Genomic DNA, 15,769 nt, shown 5'->3' with positions numbered 1-15,769 from the left:
CCCGATGAGCCAGGCGGCGCAGAATCTGAACTGGTTGATCACCAACTTCGTGGACAACACCCCCGGGGTGTCCCACACCGTGGTGGTCTCCGCCGACGGACTCCTGCTGGCGATGTCCGAAGGGTTTCCGCGCGACCGTGCCGACCAGCTGGCGGCGGTGGCGTCCGGACTGACCTCGCTGACCGCGGGGGCGTCCCGGATCTTCGAAGGCGGCGCGGTCAACCAGACCGTGGTGGAGATGGAGCGTGGCTTCCTCTTCATCATGTCCATCTCGGACGGCTCCTCGCTGGCCGTGCTCGCCCACCCGGACGCCGACATCGGCCTCGTGGGCTACGAGATGGCTCTCCTGGTCGACCGTGCCGGCACCGTCCTCACCCCGGACCTGCGTGCCGAACTTCAGGGAAGTCTTCTCAACTAGCTGAACGGCAGTGCGTTTATCGCCACCGCACCATAGGGTGCGGTGGCGCGGCTCCACAGGGACATGGACCGGCGTACGGCACTCGGAGGAGGAATCGTGGCAACACCCCCAGGCGGACACCCATACGACGGGGCTCAGCAGTCTCCGGGTGAGCACGCTCAGAACCGCTTCAACTTCCCCTCTTCACCGAGCAGAGGCGGCGGTCCCCAGCCCTACCAGCGGCCGCAGCAGCCGTACGACCCGTCGTACAACCAGCCGCAGAGCCCCCGGATCCAGCCGGTGGCTCCCCGTCGGGCCCCGGAGCCGGCTCCCGCGTCGGGCAGCAGCAACCCGTTGGTGCGCCCCTACGCGATGACCGGCGGCCGGACCCGGCCGCGCTACCAGCTCGCCATCGAGGCGCTGGTGAGCACCACGGCCGATCCCGTACGGCTGCAAGGGCAGTTGCCCGAGCACCAGCGGATCTGCCGGCTGTGCTTCGAGATCAAGTCGGTGGCTGAGATCTCGGCGCTTCTCTCCATCCCCCTCGGCGTCGCCCGGATCCTCGTAGCCGACCTGGCCGAGGCCGGACTCGTCGCCATCCACCAGCCCGGCGGCGACGAGTCCGCCGGCGGCCAGCCAGACGTGACACTGCTCGAAAGGGTGCTCAGTGGACTTCGCAAGCTCTAGCGGCGGTGCAGCCCGCTCAACCACCAGCGCGAAGATCGTGGTGGCGGGCGGCTTCGGCGTGGGCAAGACCACGTTCGTCGGTGCCGTCTCGGAGATCAACCCGCTGCGTACCGAGGCCGTGATGACGTCCGCGTCGGCCGGCATCGACGACCTCACGCACACCGGCGACAAGACCACCACCACGGTGGCCATGGACTTCGGCCGCATCACCCTTGACCAGGACCTCATCCTCTACCTGTTCGGCACCCCCGGACAGGACCGGTTCTGGTTCATGTGGGACGACCTCGTCCGCGGCGCCATCGGCGCCGTCGTCCTCGTCGACACCCGCAGACTCGCCGACTGCTTCCCCGCGGTCGACTACTTCGAGAACAGCGGCCTCCCGTTCGTCATCGCCCTCAACGGCTTCGACGGCCACCAGCCCTACACCCCCGAAGAAGTCCGCGAAGCCCTCCAGATCGGCCCCGACGCACCGATCATCACCACCGACGCACGCCACCGCGCCGACGCCAAGAGCGCCCTCATCACCCTCGTGGAACACGCACTCATGGCCCGCCTGCGGTAGACCCGAGCGCCGTACCCGTCCCGTTCCCGGGAAGGCCCCGCACACCGTCACGGTGTGCGGGGCCTTCCCGTGTCCGGCGCCGCGTCCCCCGTTCCCCGGGAACGGCGAAGGCCCTGTCCGTTCCCGGGGGAAACGGACAGGGCCTTCGGGGCTTCCGGGAGGGGTTCAGCCCTGCCAGGAGTGCGGAGCGCGGAAGCCGGACTGGCGCTCCAGACGGCGCCACCCGGCGGTGCTGCGGCCGCGGTGGGCCGGCACTGCCTCCGGCTGCGATGCGGCGCGGGCGAGGAGCACGGCCGTGATGGCGGCCAGTTCCTCGGGGTCGGCGTGTCCCTTCTCGACGCGGAGCAGGGATTCGGCGGGCGTGGTCATGTGCAGCGTTCTCCTCGTGGGTTACTGCGGGGGGTTGCCGTGCTTGCGGGACGGCAGGTCGGCGTGCTTCGTGCGGAGCATGGCGAGGGAGCGGATCAGCACCTCGCGGGTCTCGGCCGGGTCGATGACGTCGTCGACCAGTCCGCGCTCCGCGGCGTAGTAGGGATGCATCAGCTCGGCCTTGTACTCCTTGACCATGCGGGCGCGCATGGCGTCGGGGTCCTCGGCGTCGGCGATCTGGCGGCGGAAGATGACGTTGGCCGCGCCCTCCGCCCCCATCACCGCGATCTCGTTCGTGGGCCACGCGTAGGTGAGGTCGGCGCCGATGGACTGGGAGTCCATGACGATGTACGCGCCGCCGTACGCCTTGCGCAGGATCAGCGAGATCCGGGGCACGGTCGCGTTGCAGTAGGCGTAGAGCAGCTTCGCGCCGTGGCGGATGATGCCGCCGTGCTCCTGGTCGACGCCGGGCAGGAAGCCGGGCACGTCCAGCAGCGTGATGATCGGAATGTTGAAGGCGTCGCACATCTGGACGAAGCGCGCGGCCTTCTCGCTCGCCTCGATGTCGAGCACGCCGGCCAGCGACTGCGGCTGGTTGGCGACGATGCCGACGACCTGGCCGTCGAGACGGCCCAGGGCGCAGATGATGTTGCGCGCCCATCGCTCGTGGATCTCCAGGTAGTCGCCGTCGTCGACGATCTCCTCGATCACCTTGTGCATGTCGTAGGGGCGGTTGCCGTCGGCCGGGACCAGGTCCAGGAGAACGTCCGAGCGGCGGTCGGCCGGGTCCTCGCTCGGCAGCTGTGGCGGGTTCTCCCGGTTGTTCTGAGGGAGCATCGACAGCAGGTACCGGACCTCCGCGATGCAGGTCTCCTCGTCGTCGTAGGCGAAGTGCGCCACACCGCTCGTCTCGGCGTGCACGTCCGCGCCGCCGAGGCCGTTCTGGGTGATCTCCTCGCCGGTGACCGCCTTGACCACGTCCGGGCCGGTGATGAACATCTGCGAGGTCTCACGGACCATGAACACGAAGTCCGTCAGTGCCGGCGAGTAGGCCGCACCGCCGGCGCAGGGGCCGAGCATCACGCTGATCTGCGGGATGACGCCGGAGGCCCTGGTGTTGCGCTGGAAGATGCCGCCGTAGCCGGCGAGCGCGGAGACACCCTCCTGGATACGGGCTCCGGCGCCGTCGTTCAGCGACACCAGCGGCGCACCCGCCGCGATCGCCATGTCCATGATCTTGTGGATCTTCGTGGCGTGCGCCTCGCCGAGGGCACCGCCGAAGATCCGGAAATCGTGCGCGTAGACGAAGACCGTACGGCCCTCGACCGTGCCCCAGCCCGTGATCACACCGTCGGTGTAAGGCTTCTTCGACTCCAGCCCGAAGCCCGAGGCACGGTGTCGCCGCAGCTGCTCGACCTCACGGAACGACCCCGCGTCCAGCAGCAGCTCGATGCGCTCGCGCGCGGTCAGCTTGCCCTTGGCGTGCTGCGCCTCGGTCGCCCGGTCACTGGGTCCGCGCCGCGCCTGCTCACGAAGGGCGTGCAGCTCGGCCACACGCCCCCGTGCGTCGGTCGGCTCGCCTGCGGTCTCGTCCAAAACGGTCATGTACGAACCCTACGGAGCCGACCAAGAAAATCCTGCCGTTGACTCCGTACAGTCTCGCGCCCGTTCTGCTGTCAGCCCCGCACAGAACCATTTCGCACTACAGGCGAAGTGCCAGTTGAACGGCCTGTCGTTTTGTCGTGGTCCGACAATGACGTCAGCCGATGGCCACCTCACAGCCATGTACGGCACCTGCCGTACCCGGAGTGACGCGCAGCCGCAGGCGGCGACCGGTGCCGAGCACCTCGACCGAGGGGCCGGCATGCAGGACCCGGCGCACCGGACGGTCCCAGACGAGTTCCAACGGCAGCCCGGAACGCATGGGTTCACCGATGTGGAGGGTAGCGGTCCGGGAGCGTCTCCGTACCAGCACGCTCGCCGGGGAGGTGACGGTGAGGGCACCCACCGTAGCGGGCCGCCAGAAGTTCGCCGCGGCCAGTCCGAGCGACCGGACGGCAACCGACTGACAGATGTCCGAATTGTCGAGGATCTCCAGCCAGCCCCGGTCGGCGGCGCGGGCCGCCACGGCCCGCCGGGAGGCCCCGGGCATCAGAATGTAACCGTACGACGAGTTCACCGGATCGGTCCCGTGGTCGAGCCACAGGGTCTGGTAGTGGCGGATCCGCCGTTCGGGGGTGCTGGTGGTGTTGATGTCCCGCCATGCCCCGGCCCGCGCCTCGCGCAGGGTGCGCAGCCGCGTCCCGACAGTCGCCTCCGGCCCGTCCCCGAGATCCGCACCGTCCGGGAGGACGACCCAGCCGCCGTGTCCGTCCAGATGGGCCCAGCGGCCGTGACGCCCGGTGGTGAGGGCGGCGGCGGGCTGCTCGCCGAGGTTCCTGTTGTCGACGACCGTCTCCACGGGCACGCCGTCCGTGCAGGTGATCCCCGCGCCGAGGCAGACGACCGCGTCGTCGGCGCAGAACCAGGACTTCCGCGCTTCGAGGGTCGAACCGAGCCCCTTGAGGTGCTGGCCCACGGCGGCGTACTCGCCGTCCGTCGCACCGCCGACCCACTGCACGGCCGGCTTCGGCTTGCCCCATTCGCCGCCCTCCCGGTCGGCGAGGCGCCTGGTCGACACCGTCGTCCCGGGCAGCCGGTACCAGTCGACCGTCGGCCAGAACCAGTCGGTGTACTGGTCGCCGTGGCCCGCGCCGGGCCACCAGTAGAGCATTCCGGCGCCGGTGTGCCAGCCGCGCGGGTTCTCGCCGTTGCCGCACTCGTACGCCGAGATCCGCTCCGAGGCCATCGCGATGTTGGCGGTCCAGCCGGGGCGGCGGTGCACGGCGCGGTCCATGGAGGTGAACAGCTTGTGCCCGACGGGCTCCGGCGCGGCGGGGACGGGAGCGGCGGCCACGGCGTGCAGCCGGGCCAGGTCGGCCACCCCGAACTGCCGGTCGGTGAGGACGGGGCTGACGGTGTCCCGTTCGATCCAGCCCTTGATCATGGAGTGCCAGCGGGTCCGCTCGGCGTCGGACGCCCCGCCCGCGAGCAGCGCGATGGCCGCGATCAGGGCGTGGCCGTGGAAGTGGTCGCTGCGCATGACCTGGCGGCTGTCGCCGGAGAGGTAGCCGCGGCTGATCGCCCGGCCGTTGACGCTGTCCATCATCAGCCCGTCGTGGATCAGCGGGGCGAAGGCGTTCTCGACGCTGTCGAGGATCGTGGCCCGGCCGGGGTCGGTGACGTCCCAGGCTGAGCCGGCGAGGAGGGCGAAGAGCCGGCCGAGCCCGTCGAGGAGGACCTGTCCGTACGTGCCCGAGTAGGCGACCCAGGTGTGCTGGACGAACGACCCGTCGGCGTAGAGGCCGTCGCCGGCGGTGACGTGGGGGAAGACGGGGGACAGCGCGTCGCGGGCGAGGGCCGTCTTGGCCGGCTCCGCGCCGTTGATGCCCCGCAGCATGACCGAGCGGCACAGGTCGACCCGGTTGGCGCCGGTGCTGGTGCCCGTGTAGGAGCCGAGCATGCTGTCCGGTACGAAGTGGTCGACGGCGGCGCAGGCGGCTTGGAGGCGCTCGTCGGTGAGCTCGTCGTGGAGGGCCGCCACGATGTCCATCAGCAGTCGCGGGCTGCCGATCTGCCACTCCCACCAGTTGCCGTAGCGGGTGGTGGAGGGGTTGTAGATCCGCTCGGAGAGATGGTCGAGGCCGCGGACGACGTCGGCGAGCAGCGTCCCGTCGCCGGTGGATCCGGTGCCCGGCTGGAGGCAGGCCTGCGTCATGGTCCACAGCCGGCTGTAGCTCGCCGTGATGCCGGACGGCGGGTCGAAGCGGAGCCCGGGGAAGAGCGAGTCGGCGGCCGGGGCCATGGCGTCGCGGAAGGTCCGGGCGAGCCGCCCGGTCTCCGCCAGCCGGGAGGCATACGGCTCTGCGGCGGGGTCGTAGCCGGTGCCGAGCTGGAGGTCCAGCCAGCGCCGGCGCAGTGCGGCGTACTCGTCGTCGGCGCCGCCCGCTCCGGCCGGGGCGCCGGACGCGGGGGCGGGCAGTGTCAGGGACAGTGCGCCTGTGGTGGAGACGAGCAGAAAGGCGCGGCGGGACCAGGCGGGCAGGACGGGCAACGGGGGCCTCCCGGGGACGAAGTAATGGAGCCCGGCCGGGGGTTGATCCAGGCCGTGTGTGACACACGGCGCCGTCCGCCCGCAGGGCGGGGCCCGCGGCGTCTGGTGCGTGCGGTCGCAAGGCGGAGGGTCATCCTCGTACCGGGCGTACTCGGATGGATCCGGCAACGCAGCGAGTGCGCGTGCCAGGAGTCGCGGGCCAGGCGGGATGTGTCAGACACGGCCTAGCACCTGGGACCGGCCGCCACAACGCCTCGATCAGGCCGTTGCCGGCGGTGGTGCGACCCGGTCGGCGGTGCTCAGCCGGCGCAGTGGAACCGCGCGCCGCCCCAGTCCGCGTGGTCGTTTCCGTTCCCGTCGCCTCCGTCGGTGACGGTCAGTTCGACGTACCGGGCGCCGGTGACGTCGGCGGTGAGCCGCCATGCCGCGTCGGCGGCGCCCAGGACGGGCGACTGCACCTTCTCGGACCCGTCGGCGGCCACGGCGAACCGCACGCTGCCGCGCGTGGTCTGAGCGTCGTCGACGCCCACCTCCGCGGTGAAGGACGTGCACCGGCCGCCGAGGTAGTAGCGCACCTTCGCGGGGGCGTGCGTACCGAGGCCCTTGGCATAGGCCACTCCCCCGATCCTCATGGGGCTGCCGTCGCCGGTGCCCGTCTCCCCGTTGGAGAGGTCCCGCTCGACCGGTCCCCAGCCGTTCTCGGCGGACGTCCAGTCCAGGTCGCTCGCCCAGGCGTCGGCGGTCGGCGGTGGCGGCAGCGTCCGCACGGTCGTCCTGGCCCCGAGCGTGCGGTTGCCGCCCGGGACGCTGTACGAGGCCGTCGACGCGAGCTCGTACGGCCGGTACTCGGCGTCCACGGGCGGGGTCACCTGCCATGTGGCGGTGGCCGTGCCCCCAGGGGCGACCGAGGCGAAGGTGATCGGACCGGCGGGCTCCGCGGTCCAGCCGGGGGGCGGTTCCAGGGCGATCGAGACCGACGTGGCCGGGGTCGGCTCGTCGTTGGTGAAGACCGCGGTGACCTCGTTCGCACGCCCGGGCTCCAGCGTCCCGGCGGACGCGGCGACGCCGAGCGTCCCGCAGGCGGGTGCCGCCGGGGCGGGCCCCAGATCGGTCACCGTGAAGGCGTCGAGCACGAAGTCCGCGCCCTCGGGGGCGCCGGCGCGCTTGCGAAGTCCGGTCCAGGTGTCGCCGCAGCCCGCCGTCACGGTCTCCGAGAAGCGACCGGTGCCGTGCTGGGCCCCGATCGGGGTGCGCCGCGTCTCCACGGAGCCGCCGCCGCGGCGGTCGTAGCCGGTGACCCAGTCGTACGCGCCCGCATGGCTGGACTGGTGGTCGAACGCGACCCGGTAGCGGCGGCCGTCCTTCATGGGGACCGTCCAGGGAGCCGTCCGGTACACCAGCCCGCTGTTCTCGTCGTGGGACTTCAGCGACTCGGCGCCGGTCAGCACGTCGTCGACGAGCTTCCCGTTCCACCCGGCCTGGGTGAAAGGGGCGTGCAGACGGCTGATGTGGGTGCGCGGGTCGGTGACCCCGCCGGCGTCGCCCTTGAGGAACGGTCCCCAGCCCTGGTCCACCGCCTCGAAGTCCTCGTGCACGAGCGTGCCCTGCTTCGCCGCGGGCGCGTTCCCGACGAGCCGTACGTCGTCCACCCGGACCGGGGCGGGCGAGCCCCCGGCGGCGTCGAGCCTCAGGGTGACCGCACCGCCGGGCGGGGCGGTGAAGGCGACCTTGGCGCGCTGGAAGTGGGTGGAGTGCCAGTCGGAGGCCGCGACCTCGTTGCGCACCGTGGAGCGTTCGACGCTCACCGAGCGCCCTCCGACCGAGAGGACGGTACGGCGTGTGTCGCCGGGCCGGACCTCGATCCAGGCGGACGCGGTGTACCGCCGGCCCGCCGTGAGCCCCGTGACGCGCTGGGAGAGGGACGCGGCGTCCGGGCCCGCGAGCCGGGCGCTGTTGCGGCCGTGGTCGTCGGTGTCGCGCGTGATCGTGCCGGTCCGTGTCCACGTCCCGAGCCGGGCGTCGTTGAAGCCGGGGTCCCGGACCGTGCCGCCTTCGCCCCAGTTCGGTTCCTGAGGTGCGGGCGCGTGGCCGGGGTAGAGGACGTACGGCCGGCCGGCCCCGGCGGTGAGCGTGATCCTGCCGTCGGCGGGGCGGACGGTGCCGGTCTTCACCCGGCCGTTGTCGGTGAGTTCGTACACGGTGTAGGCGCCCTTGCCGGGCACCGCCCAACTGCTGGTGCCACCCGCCTTGTTGTAGTGGTAGAGCTTCCTGCCGCCGTCCCACGGCAGCAGATACCGGTCGCCGTCGAGCACCTTGCGCCCGTCGACGCGGAAGGTGCGGCGCCCGTCCTCGACCGTGCCCCGCAGCCCGCCGGTGAAGGTGATGTCGTTGCCGTCCCACCGGGTGATGCGCTCGTGCTGAAGGAACTTCGCGGGGAGGTTCCGCTGCCAGACGTTCGCGGTGAAGGCGTTCCAGTCGGTCTCGCCGGTCCAGCCCTCGAAGTCCTCCAGGGCCGTCTGGCCGAGCACCGGGTGGTCGTTCCAGACGTCCTTCTCGCCGTTGCGGATGAAACGGATGATCTGCGAGTTGAGTCCCTTGTTGGTGGCGCCGCCGTAGTCCAGGTCGTTGGCCCAGTGTGACCACAGGGACGCCCGCTCGAACTTGTCGGACCACTCGGTGCCGACGTTCCAGCCCTGATCCTGGACGGCCCGGATCGTCTTGTCGGCGATCCAGCCGTGCGTGTAGTAGACGTCGATGTACAGGAAGCCGAGGTTGCGGTCCGTCTCGTCGCGCAGCTGCCGGAACCGGCGGGCGAGATCCCCGCTGTTGAGGTCGCGCCGCTGGTCGATGTAGTAGCTCTGGTTCAGCCAGTTCCACCCCGGCTTCGTCCGGTCGACGAGGGTGTCGCTGAAGTTCTTCGCCTCCGGGTACGCCTCGGTGGCGTTCACGTGCACACCGAACGTCGCGCCCCACTTCCTGCCCGCCTTCAGCAGCTTGTTCAGGTCCCGGAGCCCGCCGGCGCGCTCGTTGTGGTTGCCGCCGTAGTCGGGGTGGGCCGAGTCGTGGCCCTCGGCGCCGTAGCCCTTGAGGAGGGCGAGCTGCCCGAGGCCGTCGGTGGCGAGCGAGATGCGCTTGACGTCGTCGAGGGTCCGCAGGAACGGGTGGGTGGCCTGGCTGGCGAAGTTGAACGGGATGTGCGTGACGACCCGGTCGGGTGTTCCCTCGGCGCCCGGTGCCTTGACGCCGATCGTGCGGAAGGCGATCGCGCCGTCCTGCCAGTCCGTCCGGCCGTCGCCGTTGGCGTCGGGGGTGACGACGACCTTCGCCCACGGCAGGTCCCGGCCGCTCTCGGGGCGGGGGGCGCCGGCGCCGCGGTAGGTCCACTGGCCCGACCGGACACCGACCCGCACGGACCCGTCGTCGGCGGTGCGGGCCTGGTGCCAGAAGCGGGCGTCGTCGCCGCCGGTGGCTCCGGAGGGCTTGTCGTAGCTGGAGTTGGACTCGACGGCGGCGGCGAGCGCGTCCGTGTTGACGAGGGCGTACGAGGCTCCGACGGGCGCGCTGTCGGCGGGGGTCGCCTCCGTGACCCGGCCGAAGACGTCGGCGGTCCGCGTCGAGTCCGGATCGAGCCGGGTGAACGCGGTCGCGGCGCCGCTCTCCGTGCTTCCCACCGAGACGAGGTCGTGCCCCGGGATGTCGAGGGTCCCGACCCGGAAGTCCTCGCTGTCCCGCACGGCGGTGACCTTGAAGGCGGTGGCGCGTCCCGACAGGGACAGCGTCGCGTCGATCTCCACACCGGGGAGGCCTGGGAACGTCAGGGTGTACGCGGCGCTCGCCGCCCGTACGCGGGGCGCGTCCTTCAGCCGAACGGTGCGGGCCGTGCCGTTGAGCGTCATCTCGGTGACCGGGCGGGTGCTGCCGAGGAGACGGGCGCCGGTGGCTCGGTCGGTGTAGGAGAGCACGCGGGGGAAGTCGCCGGCGACGGTCACGGCGAGGCTGTCGGAGGTGAGCACCGGCGCATCGGCGAGCGCGGCCGGGCCCGGGGCAGCGGCGGCCGGACCGGCCGGGGCTGTGAGCGCGGCCGTGACGACGGCGACCACGCATACGGAGCGGGGCCTTCTGAAGAGCGACATGGGGACTGGGTAGTGGCCGCGCCGGGACCGGGTCAACGAAGTCGTCCGCGGGCGGCACGGCCAGTCCAACAACACCGGTCGCTCAGTCCAAGTGCGCGGTCCGGGCGCCCGGGCCCGCCGAAGGAGTGCCGGGCACCCCGGCAGGCCCACGGGAGAAACCGGAAAGAAAAGTTGAAACTTGAACGGGAATGCTTCTATGGTGGGTGTCGTTGAAGCTTCAACGAGTGGCCGGGAAGGCCACCACCCCGCCCGACCACATCCCCGAGGAGCAATCATGGGCCTGTTCAACCGCAAGACCAACGACGTCGCCCCCGCCGCCGCCCCCACCGCGGTGAACCCGGCGCTGGCCGCGCTGACCGGCAATTACGCCATCGACCCGGCCCACAGCAGCATCGGCTTCACCGTGCGCCACGCCATGGTCACCAATGTGCGCGGCACGTTCGGCGAGCACGAGGGCACGCTGCAGCTGGACGGCTCCGACCCGTCCCGCTCGGCCGCGACCATCGACGTCAAGATCGCCAGCATCGACACCGGCATCGCCGACCGCGACGGCCACCTGCGCAGCGGCGACTTCTTCGACGTCGAGACGTTCCCGGTGATGTCCTTCCGCTCGACCACGGCCGAGCAGCTCGGCGGCGAGAAGTACCGCATCAGCGGCGACCTCACCATCAAGGACGTCACCCGCCCGCTCTCCATCGACCTGGAGTTCAACGGCGCGGCGACCGACGTCTACGGCAACGAGCGCGTCGGCTTCGAGGGCAGCGCCGAGATCCTGCGCTCCGACTGGGGTCTGACCTGGAACGCCGCGCTGGAGACCGGCGGCGTCATGGTCAGCGACAAGGTGAAGCTGAACTTCGACATCTCGGCGATCAAGCAGGCCGCCTGACCGCGAGTCTCCGCTCGGCCGGCGAACCCCCGTCCCGGTGGACGGGGGTTCGGCATGAACGCACCCCGCACCCCTCACCGGGTGCTCTCACACTGCTCGCCGGTAGGCGCTTCCGTCCCTGGCACGGGTCAGCAGGCCGGCCTCTACCAGATAGCGGCGCAGCGCCGGGCAGTCGTCGTGGACCGTGCGGATCGCGTCGTTGACCTCGCGCTCGGTGTAGTCCCGGCCCTGCTGGAACAGGGTCCGGGCGAGATGGTCGAGCAGCTGCGCGCGGCGGGCCGCCTTGCGCGGGATCGCCGTCAGCCGGCCCTGGGAGAAGAGTGCGGACACGGCCCGCGAGCCGCCGGATTCGTTGTCTGACATGCCCCGCAGCCTCATGCACCCCGACTGGCTGTGCAACGCGTTTTCACCGCGCTCCGCTACAGCGGTATCTCGATGTCGAGGACCGGGCCGGTGGCCCGGGCGGGCGGCGCGTCCAGGTTCTCCAGGACGTGGAGCATCGGCACGTTGGCCGCGGCCACGGCCGCCGTCAGGGTGTGGTGCCCGTCTCGCCGGGCGACGTCGGCCGCGTGTGCGGCGAGCGCCGTCCCCAGGCCCTTGGACTGCCAGGCGTCCTCGATCAGCACGGCGAACTCGCCGACGCCCTGCTGGTCGGTGCGCATGACATTGGTCATGGCGATGATGCGGTCCGTCGCCTGGGCGGTGGTGGTGACCAGGGTGGTGCCGCGCTCCGGATCGCACAGCAGCCGCCAGCGGGCCGCGGACAGCCCGGGCGTACCCGCGTGGTAGCGCATGGCTCTGCTGCCCGGCGAGCAGCGGCGGTGCAGCGCCTGGACCGGACCCAGGTCGGCGGGAATCGCCTCACGCGTACGAGTGGGTGTGCCGTCGGCCAGGGTGATCCGGTGTCCTGTGCGTCGCGTGCCGGATTCGGGCATACGGGGGCCTCCTCGGAAAGGGCCGGGTACCAGTGGAGTGCCGCAGACCCCCGTGCGGGCGGACACCCGTCTCGGCACAGGACAAAGTCTTTTGCGGTCACGAGGCCCGGCTCAAGAGGGGTTCACGCCATCCTGACTACGCTTCGCACAGGACACGTCACCGAACGGAGCTGGTCGGCGCTGGCGTGATCGGACCGGTGCGCGCCGGGGTGCCGCGCGCCGCGCCGGGGCCGGGGGCGGCCGCTCATCCTTCGCGGAGGCGGTGCACCTGCTCGCCCGTGCGGGACTCGATCTCCGCGGCGACCTCGTGGAGCAGAGAATGGCTCACCCCGTTCAGGGCGCGCGCAACGGCCAGTTCATCGCCGATGTGGGGGATGTCCCGGTCGGCGCGGTTGCGGTGCGCCGTGCCCTCACCGACGTACAGCTCCGCGTTCTGCCCCCGCAGGCGCGCCTCCGCCTGGGTGGTGCGGTCGCTCTCGGTGATGACGATCTCGACGTTCCACTTCTTGGTGCGCATCAGAAGCCACCGCCTCCGTCGAAGCCGCCTCCGCCGCCCCAGTCGCCGCCGAAGCTGCCACCGAAGTCGGAGGAGCTGAAGTCGGCGCCGGAGAAGTCGCCGCCGGTGAAGTCGCCGCCGCCGTACTCGGAGGCGTACGCGGGGGTGGACAGTGCACTGCCGAGCAGGGTGCCGGCGAGCAGGCCCGGCAGCAGTCCGCCGCCGAAGTAGCCGCCCGCCCAGGGCCCGTAGGCCGGTCCGGCCTCCCAGTACGGGCGACGGCCGGATTCGGTCTCCACGGTTCGGGCCATCGGGTCCTCGCCGTCCTGGAGCCGGGCCGCGTCGGCGGCGCAGACGGGCACCTCGCGGGGAGTGCCGGCCGCCGGGGTCCAGGCCGCGTCGGTCACGGACGGGCCGTGGCGCGGGTCGAAGAAGCACGGGGCGCGGCGCTCCGGGAGCGGAGCGCCCTCCCTGCGCGCCGCGAGCGCCGCCAGCGCGTAGCGGCCCTCCTCCAGTGCCTCGGTGACGGCCCTGACGTCATGCGGGTGTTCGGCGGCCGCCATCGCGGACTTGGCCTCCTCGTAGGAGTCCAGGGCGCGTTCGTAGTCGGCGCGCATCGCGTCGTCCGCGCCCGGCTCGGACGGCCGGAAGTCGAGCCGGTCCAGCTCCTCGCCGTAGGCGGTGATGTCCTCGTCGACCACCACCCGCAGCTTCTCCAGCGCCGCCCGCTCCTCCTCGGCCTTGCGGCGGCGGTTGCGGCGGACGACGGCGTAGGCGCCGGCCCCGCCCGCGACGAGGACGGTGCCGACGGCGATCAGCGAACCCGTGCTGCCGCCGGTCGGGTCGGACCCGTCGCTCCAGGACGCCGGTGCGCTGCCGCGGACGGTCGGGAGCGCCTGGTCGACGAAGTTGTCGAGCTGCGCGGCGGCGTCGGCGCCGGGGGCGTTCACCCCGGAGACGAGGTTCCGCACGGCGTTGCGGGGCATCACGCTCCCGTCGGCGCCCGCGTCGAAGCGGTCGCCGAGGCGGATGCCGTAGAGCCCGGTGATCCCGGTGGCCGTACGCAGATCGCGCAGCACGCTGTCCGCGGGGAACTGCGGGCTCTCGGGCAGGACGGCGACGAACACGGGCTTGTCCGCGTCCAGGATCTTCCGCTCGAGGGCCTTCTCGTCGGCCTGGGAGAGCTGGGCGCGGGCGGCCGGATCGACGTAGACCGGGCCCTGCTTCAGGGCGGCGGCCGCGTCGGAGACGCCCGTGGTTCCGGCGCCGGCGCCGGGAGCAAGGGCAAGCAGCAGAAGCAGTGTCAGCCCGGCGAGGGCAGCCAGCAGGGAGAACGGCCTGATCCTCATAGCATCGAAGCTACCCGAACCGTATGAAATAGGACATAGCCCCTGATGAGGCCACCAGGGGCCGGTGCCTAGTGCCGTACCGGTCTACTCGGCGGGCTCGACGCCCGCGCGCAGCAGTCCGTACGTGTACGCGTCCTCGAGGGCCTGCCAGGAGGCGGCGATGATGTTGTCGCCGACGCCGACGGTGGACCATTCGCCGGTGCCGTCGCCGGTGGTGATGAGGACCCTGGTGGTCGAGCCGGTGCCGTGGCGGCCCTCGAGGATGCGGACGCGGTAGTCGACCAGTTCGAGTTTGGCCAGCTGGGGGTAGATCCGCTCCAGGCCCACGCGAATCGCCCGGTCCAGCGCGTTGACCGGTCCGTTCCCCTCGGCGGTGGCGACGATGCGCTCGCCCTTGGCCCACAGCTTCACCGTGGCCTCGTTGGCGTGGCTGCCGTCGGGCCGGTCCTCGACGATCACCCGCCAGGACTCGGTACGGAAGTAGGTGAGTGCGCGCCCTTCCGCCTCCGCGCGCAGCAGCAGCTCGAAGGAGGCGTCGGCGGCCTCGTACGTGTAGCCGCGCAGTTCGCGCTCCTTGACCCGGTCGACGACCCGGCCGACGAGCTCCCGGTCGCCGCCGAGGTCGACGCCGAGCTCCCTGCCCTTGAGCTCGACGGAGGCGCGGCCGGCCATGTCGGAGACGAGCATCCGCATCGTGTTGCCGACCCGCTCGGGATCGATGTGCTGGTACAGGTCGGGATCGACCTTGATCGCGGAGGCGTGCAGTCCGGCCTTGTGGGCGAACGCGGAAACACCCACATAGGGCTGGTGGGTGGACGGCGTGAGGTTGACGACCTCGGCGATGGCGTGCGAGATCCGGGTCATCTCCGTCAGGGCGCCCGGGGGCAGCACCTGCTTGCCGTACTTGAGCTCCAGGGCGGCCACGACGGGGAAGAGGTTGGCATTGCCGACGCGCTCGCCGTAGCCGTTCGCGGTGCACTGGACGTGCGTCGCACCCGCGTCGACGGCGGCGAGCGTGTTCGCGACGGCGCACCCGGTGTCGTCCTGGGCGTGGATGCCCAGGCGGGCGCCGGTGTCGGCGAGGACCGTGGCGACGACCGCCTGGACCTGGGCGGGCAGCATGCCGCCGTTGGTGTCGCAGAGGACGACGACGTCGGCCCCCGCCTCGTGGGCGGCGCGGACGACCGCCTTCGCGTAGACGGGGTTGGCCCGGTAGCCGTCGAAGAAGTGCTCGCAGTCGACGAAGACGCGTCTGCCCTGCGAACGCAGATGGGAGACGGTGTCGCGGACCATCTCCAGGTTCTCGTCGAGGGTCGTGCGCAGCGCGAGTTCGACATGGCGGTCGTGGGACTTGGCCACCAGCGTGATCACCGGGGCCCCGGAGTCCAGCAGCGCCTTGACCTGCGCGTCCTCGGCGGCAGTGGCACCCGCGCGGCGGGTGGCTCCGAAGGCGACGAGCTGGGCGTGCTTGAGGTCGATCTCCTCGCGGGCCCGGGCGAAGAACTCCGTGTCCCGGGGGTTGGCGCCCGGCCATCCGCCCTCGATGAAGCCCACGCCGAACTCGTCGAGGTGCCGGGCGATGGTCAGCTTGTCCGCGACGGTGAGGTTGATGCCCTCGCGCTGCGCTCCGTCGCGCAGCGTGGTGTCGAAGACATGGAAGCCGTCGTCGAGGACCGTGTGCCTATCGGTGTCCGTGGCCTCTGTGGTCATGGCTGTTGTGACTCCTGTCGGATGAGTGGCTCCGGAATTCCTGGCTCCACTTGCCCCCATCTTCGCGCGCCTCGGTCTCCGGCCGGGGTGAG

13 protein-coding genes are annotated in these 15,769 nt (G+C 71.5%); 4 read left to right on the top strand and 9 right to left on the bottom strand.

Annotated elements, in window-relative coordinates:
* Positions 1–4 precede the first annotated feature (4 nt).
* From BLT82_RS09865 to BLT82_RS09855, 3 genes are all read left to right on the top strand, one after another.
* Positions 5–418 carry a roadblock/LC7 domain-containing protein gene (locus tag BLT82_RS09865; protein ID WP_030980891.1) on the top strand — a complete coding sequence of 138 codons (414 nt, stop codon included), beginning with the start codon at positions 5–7 and terminating at the stop codon, positions 416–418.
* Between the two features lie 96 nt (positions 419–514).
* A complete protein-coding gene (locus BLT82_RS09860) occupies positions 515–1,084 on the top strand; it encodes a DUF742 domain-containing protein (protein WP_093653509.1) in 570 nt (189 codons plus the stop codon).
* Positions 1,065–1,646, top strand: coding sequence for a GTP-binding protein (locus BLT82_RS09855; protein WP_093653508.1), 582 nt, complete (start codon positions 1,065–1,067; stop codon positions 1,644–1,646). Before BLT82_RS09860 ends, BLT82_RS09855 begins: the two co-directional genes overlap by 20 nt.
* Before the next feature lie 165 nt (positions 1,647–1,811).
* Here the strand turns inward: BLT82_RS09855 and BLT82_RS09850 are convergent, their stop codons facing one another.
* The 4 genes from BLT82_RS09850 to BLT82_RS09835 all read right to left on the bottom strand — a co-directional run bounded on the left by BLT82_RS09850 (position 1,812) and on the right by BLT82_RS09835 (position 10,301).
* Complete coding sequence (locus BLT82_RS09850; protein WP_093653507.1) at positions 1,812–2,015, bottom strand: acyl-CoA carboxylase subunit epsilon; 204 nt, start codon at positions 2,013–2,015, stop codon at positions 1,812–1,814.
* A gap of 21 nt (positions 2,016–2,036) precedes the next feature.
* Positions 2,037–3,620: an acyl-CoA carboxylase subunit beta gene (locus BLT82_RS09845; RefSeq protein WP_093653506.1), complete on the bottom strand. Its 1,584-nt coding sequence runs from the start codon at positions 3,618–3,620 to the stop codon at positions 2,037–2,039.
* A gap of 154 nt (positions 3,621–3,774) precedes the next feature.
* Entirely contained in the window at positions 3,775–6,168 is a 2,394-nt protein-coding gene (locus BLT82_RS09840) for a polysaccharide lyase 8 family protein (RefSeq protein ID WP_244291902.1), read from the bottom strand.
* A 299-nt stretch (positions 6,169–6,467) separates the two neighbouring features.
* On the bottom strand, positions 6,468–10,301 hold the full coding sequence (locus BLT82_RS09835; protein WP_093653505.1) for an endo-alpha-N-acetylgalactosaminidase family protein: 3,834 nt from the start codon (positions 10,299–10,301) through the stop codon (positions 6,468–6,470).
* Positions 10,302–10,575: 274 nt separating this feature from the next.
* On the opposite strand from BLT82_RS09835, the gene BLT82_RS09830 reads away from it, so the two are divergent.
* On the top strand, positions 10,576–11,187 hold the full coding sequence (locus tag BLT82_RS09830; RefSeq protein ID WP_093653504.1) for a YceI family protein: 612 nt from the start codon (positions 10,576–10,578) through the stop codon (positions 11,185–11,187).
* Positions 11,188–11,274: 87 nt separating this feature from the next.
* Here the strand turns inward: BLT82_RS09830 and BLT82_RS09825 are convergent, their stop codons facing one another.
* The 5 genes from BLT82_RS09825 to cimA form a co-directional block, all read right to left on the bottom strand.
* A complete protein-coding gene (locus BLT82_RS09825; RefSeq protein WP_093653503.1) occupies positions 11,275–11,550 on the bottom strand; it encodes a DUF2087 domain-containing protein in 276 nt (91 codons plus the stop codon).
* Between the two features lie 56 nt (positions 11,551–11,606).
* Positions 11,607–12,122, bottom strand: a complete 516-nt coding sequence (locus tag BLT82_RS09820) for a GNAT family N-acetyltransferase (RefSeq protein ID WP_093653502.1) — start codon at positions 12,120–12,122, stop codon at positions 11,607–11,609.
* A 244-nt stretch (positions 12,123–12,366) separates the two neighbouring features.
* A complete protein-coding gene (locus BLT82_RS09815; RefSeq protein WP_093653501.1) occupies positions 12,367–12,639 on the bottom strand; it encodes a DUF1876 domain-containing protein in 273 nt (90 codons plus the stop codon).
* Complete coding sequence (locus BLT82_RS09810) at positions 12,639–13,967, bottom strand: hypothetical protein (RefSeq protein ID WP_093653500.1); 1,329 nt, start codon at positions 13,965–13,967, stop codon at positions 12,639–12,641. Before BLT82_RS09810 ends, BLT82_RS09815 begins: the two co-directional genes overlap by 1 nt.
* Before the next feature lie 84 nt (positions 13,968–14,051).
* Entirely contained in the window at positions 14,052–15,677 is a 1,626-nt protein-coding gene (cimA, locus tag BLT82_RS09805; RefSeq protein WP_093653499.1) for a citramalate synthase, read from the bottom strand.
* Positions 15,678–15,769: the final 92 nt, after the last annotated feature.

Source organism: Streptomyces wuyuanensis (genome assembly GCF_900103455.1).
Classification (GTDB): Bacteria; Actinomycetota; Actinomycetes; order Streptomycetales; family Streptomycetaceae; genus Streptomyces; species Streptomyces wuyuanensis.
The sequence above is the reverse complement of the archived record's forward strand: the minus strand, read 5'-3'. Positions and strand labels throughout refer to the sequence as shown.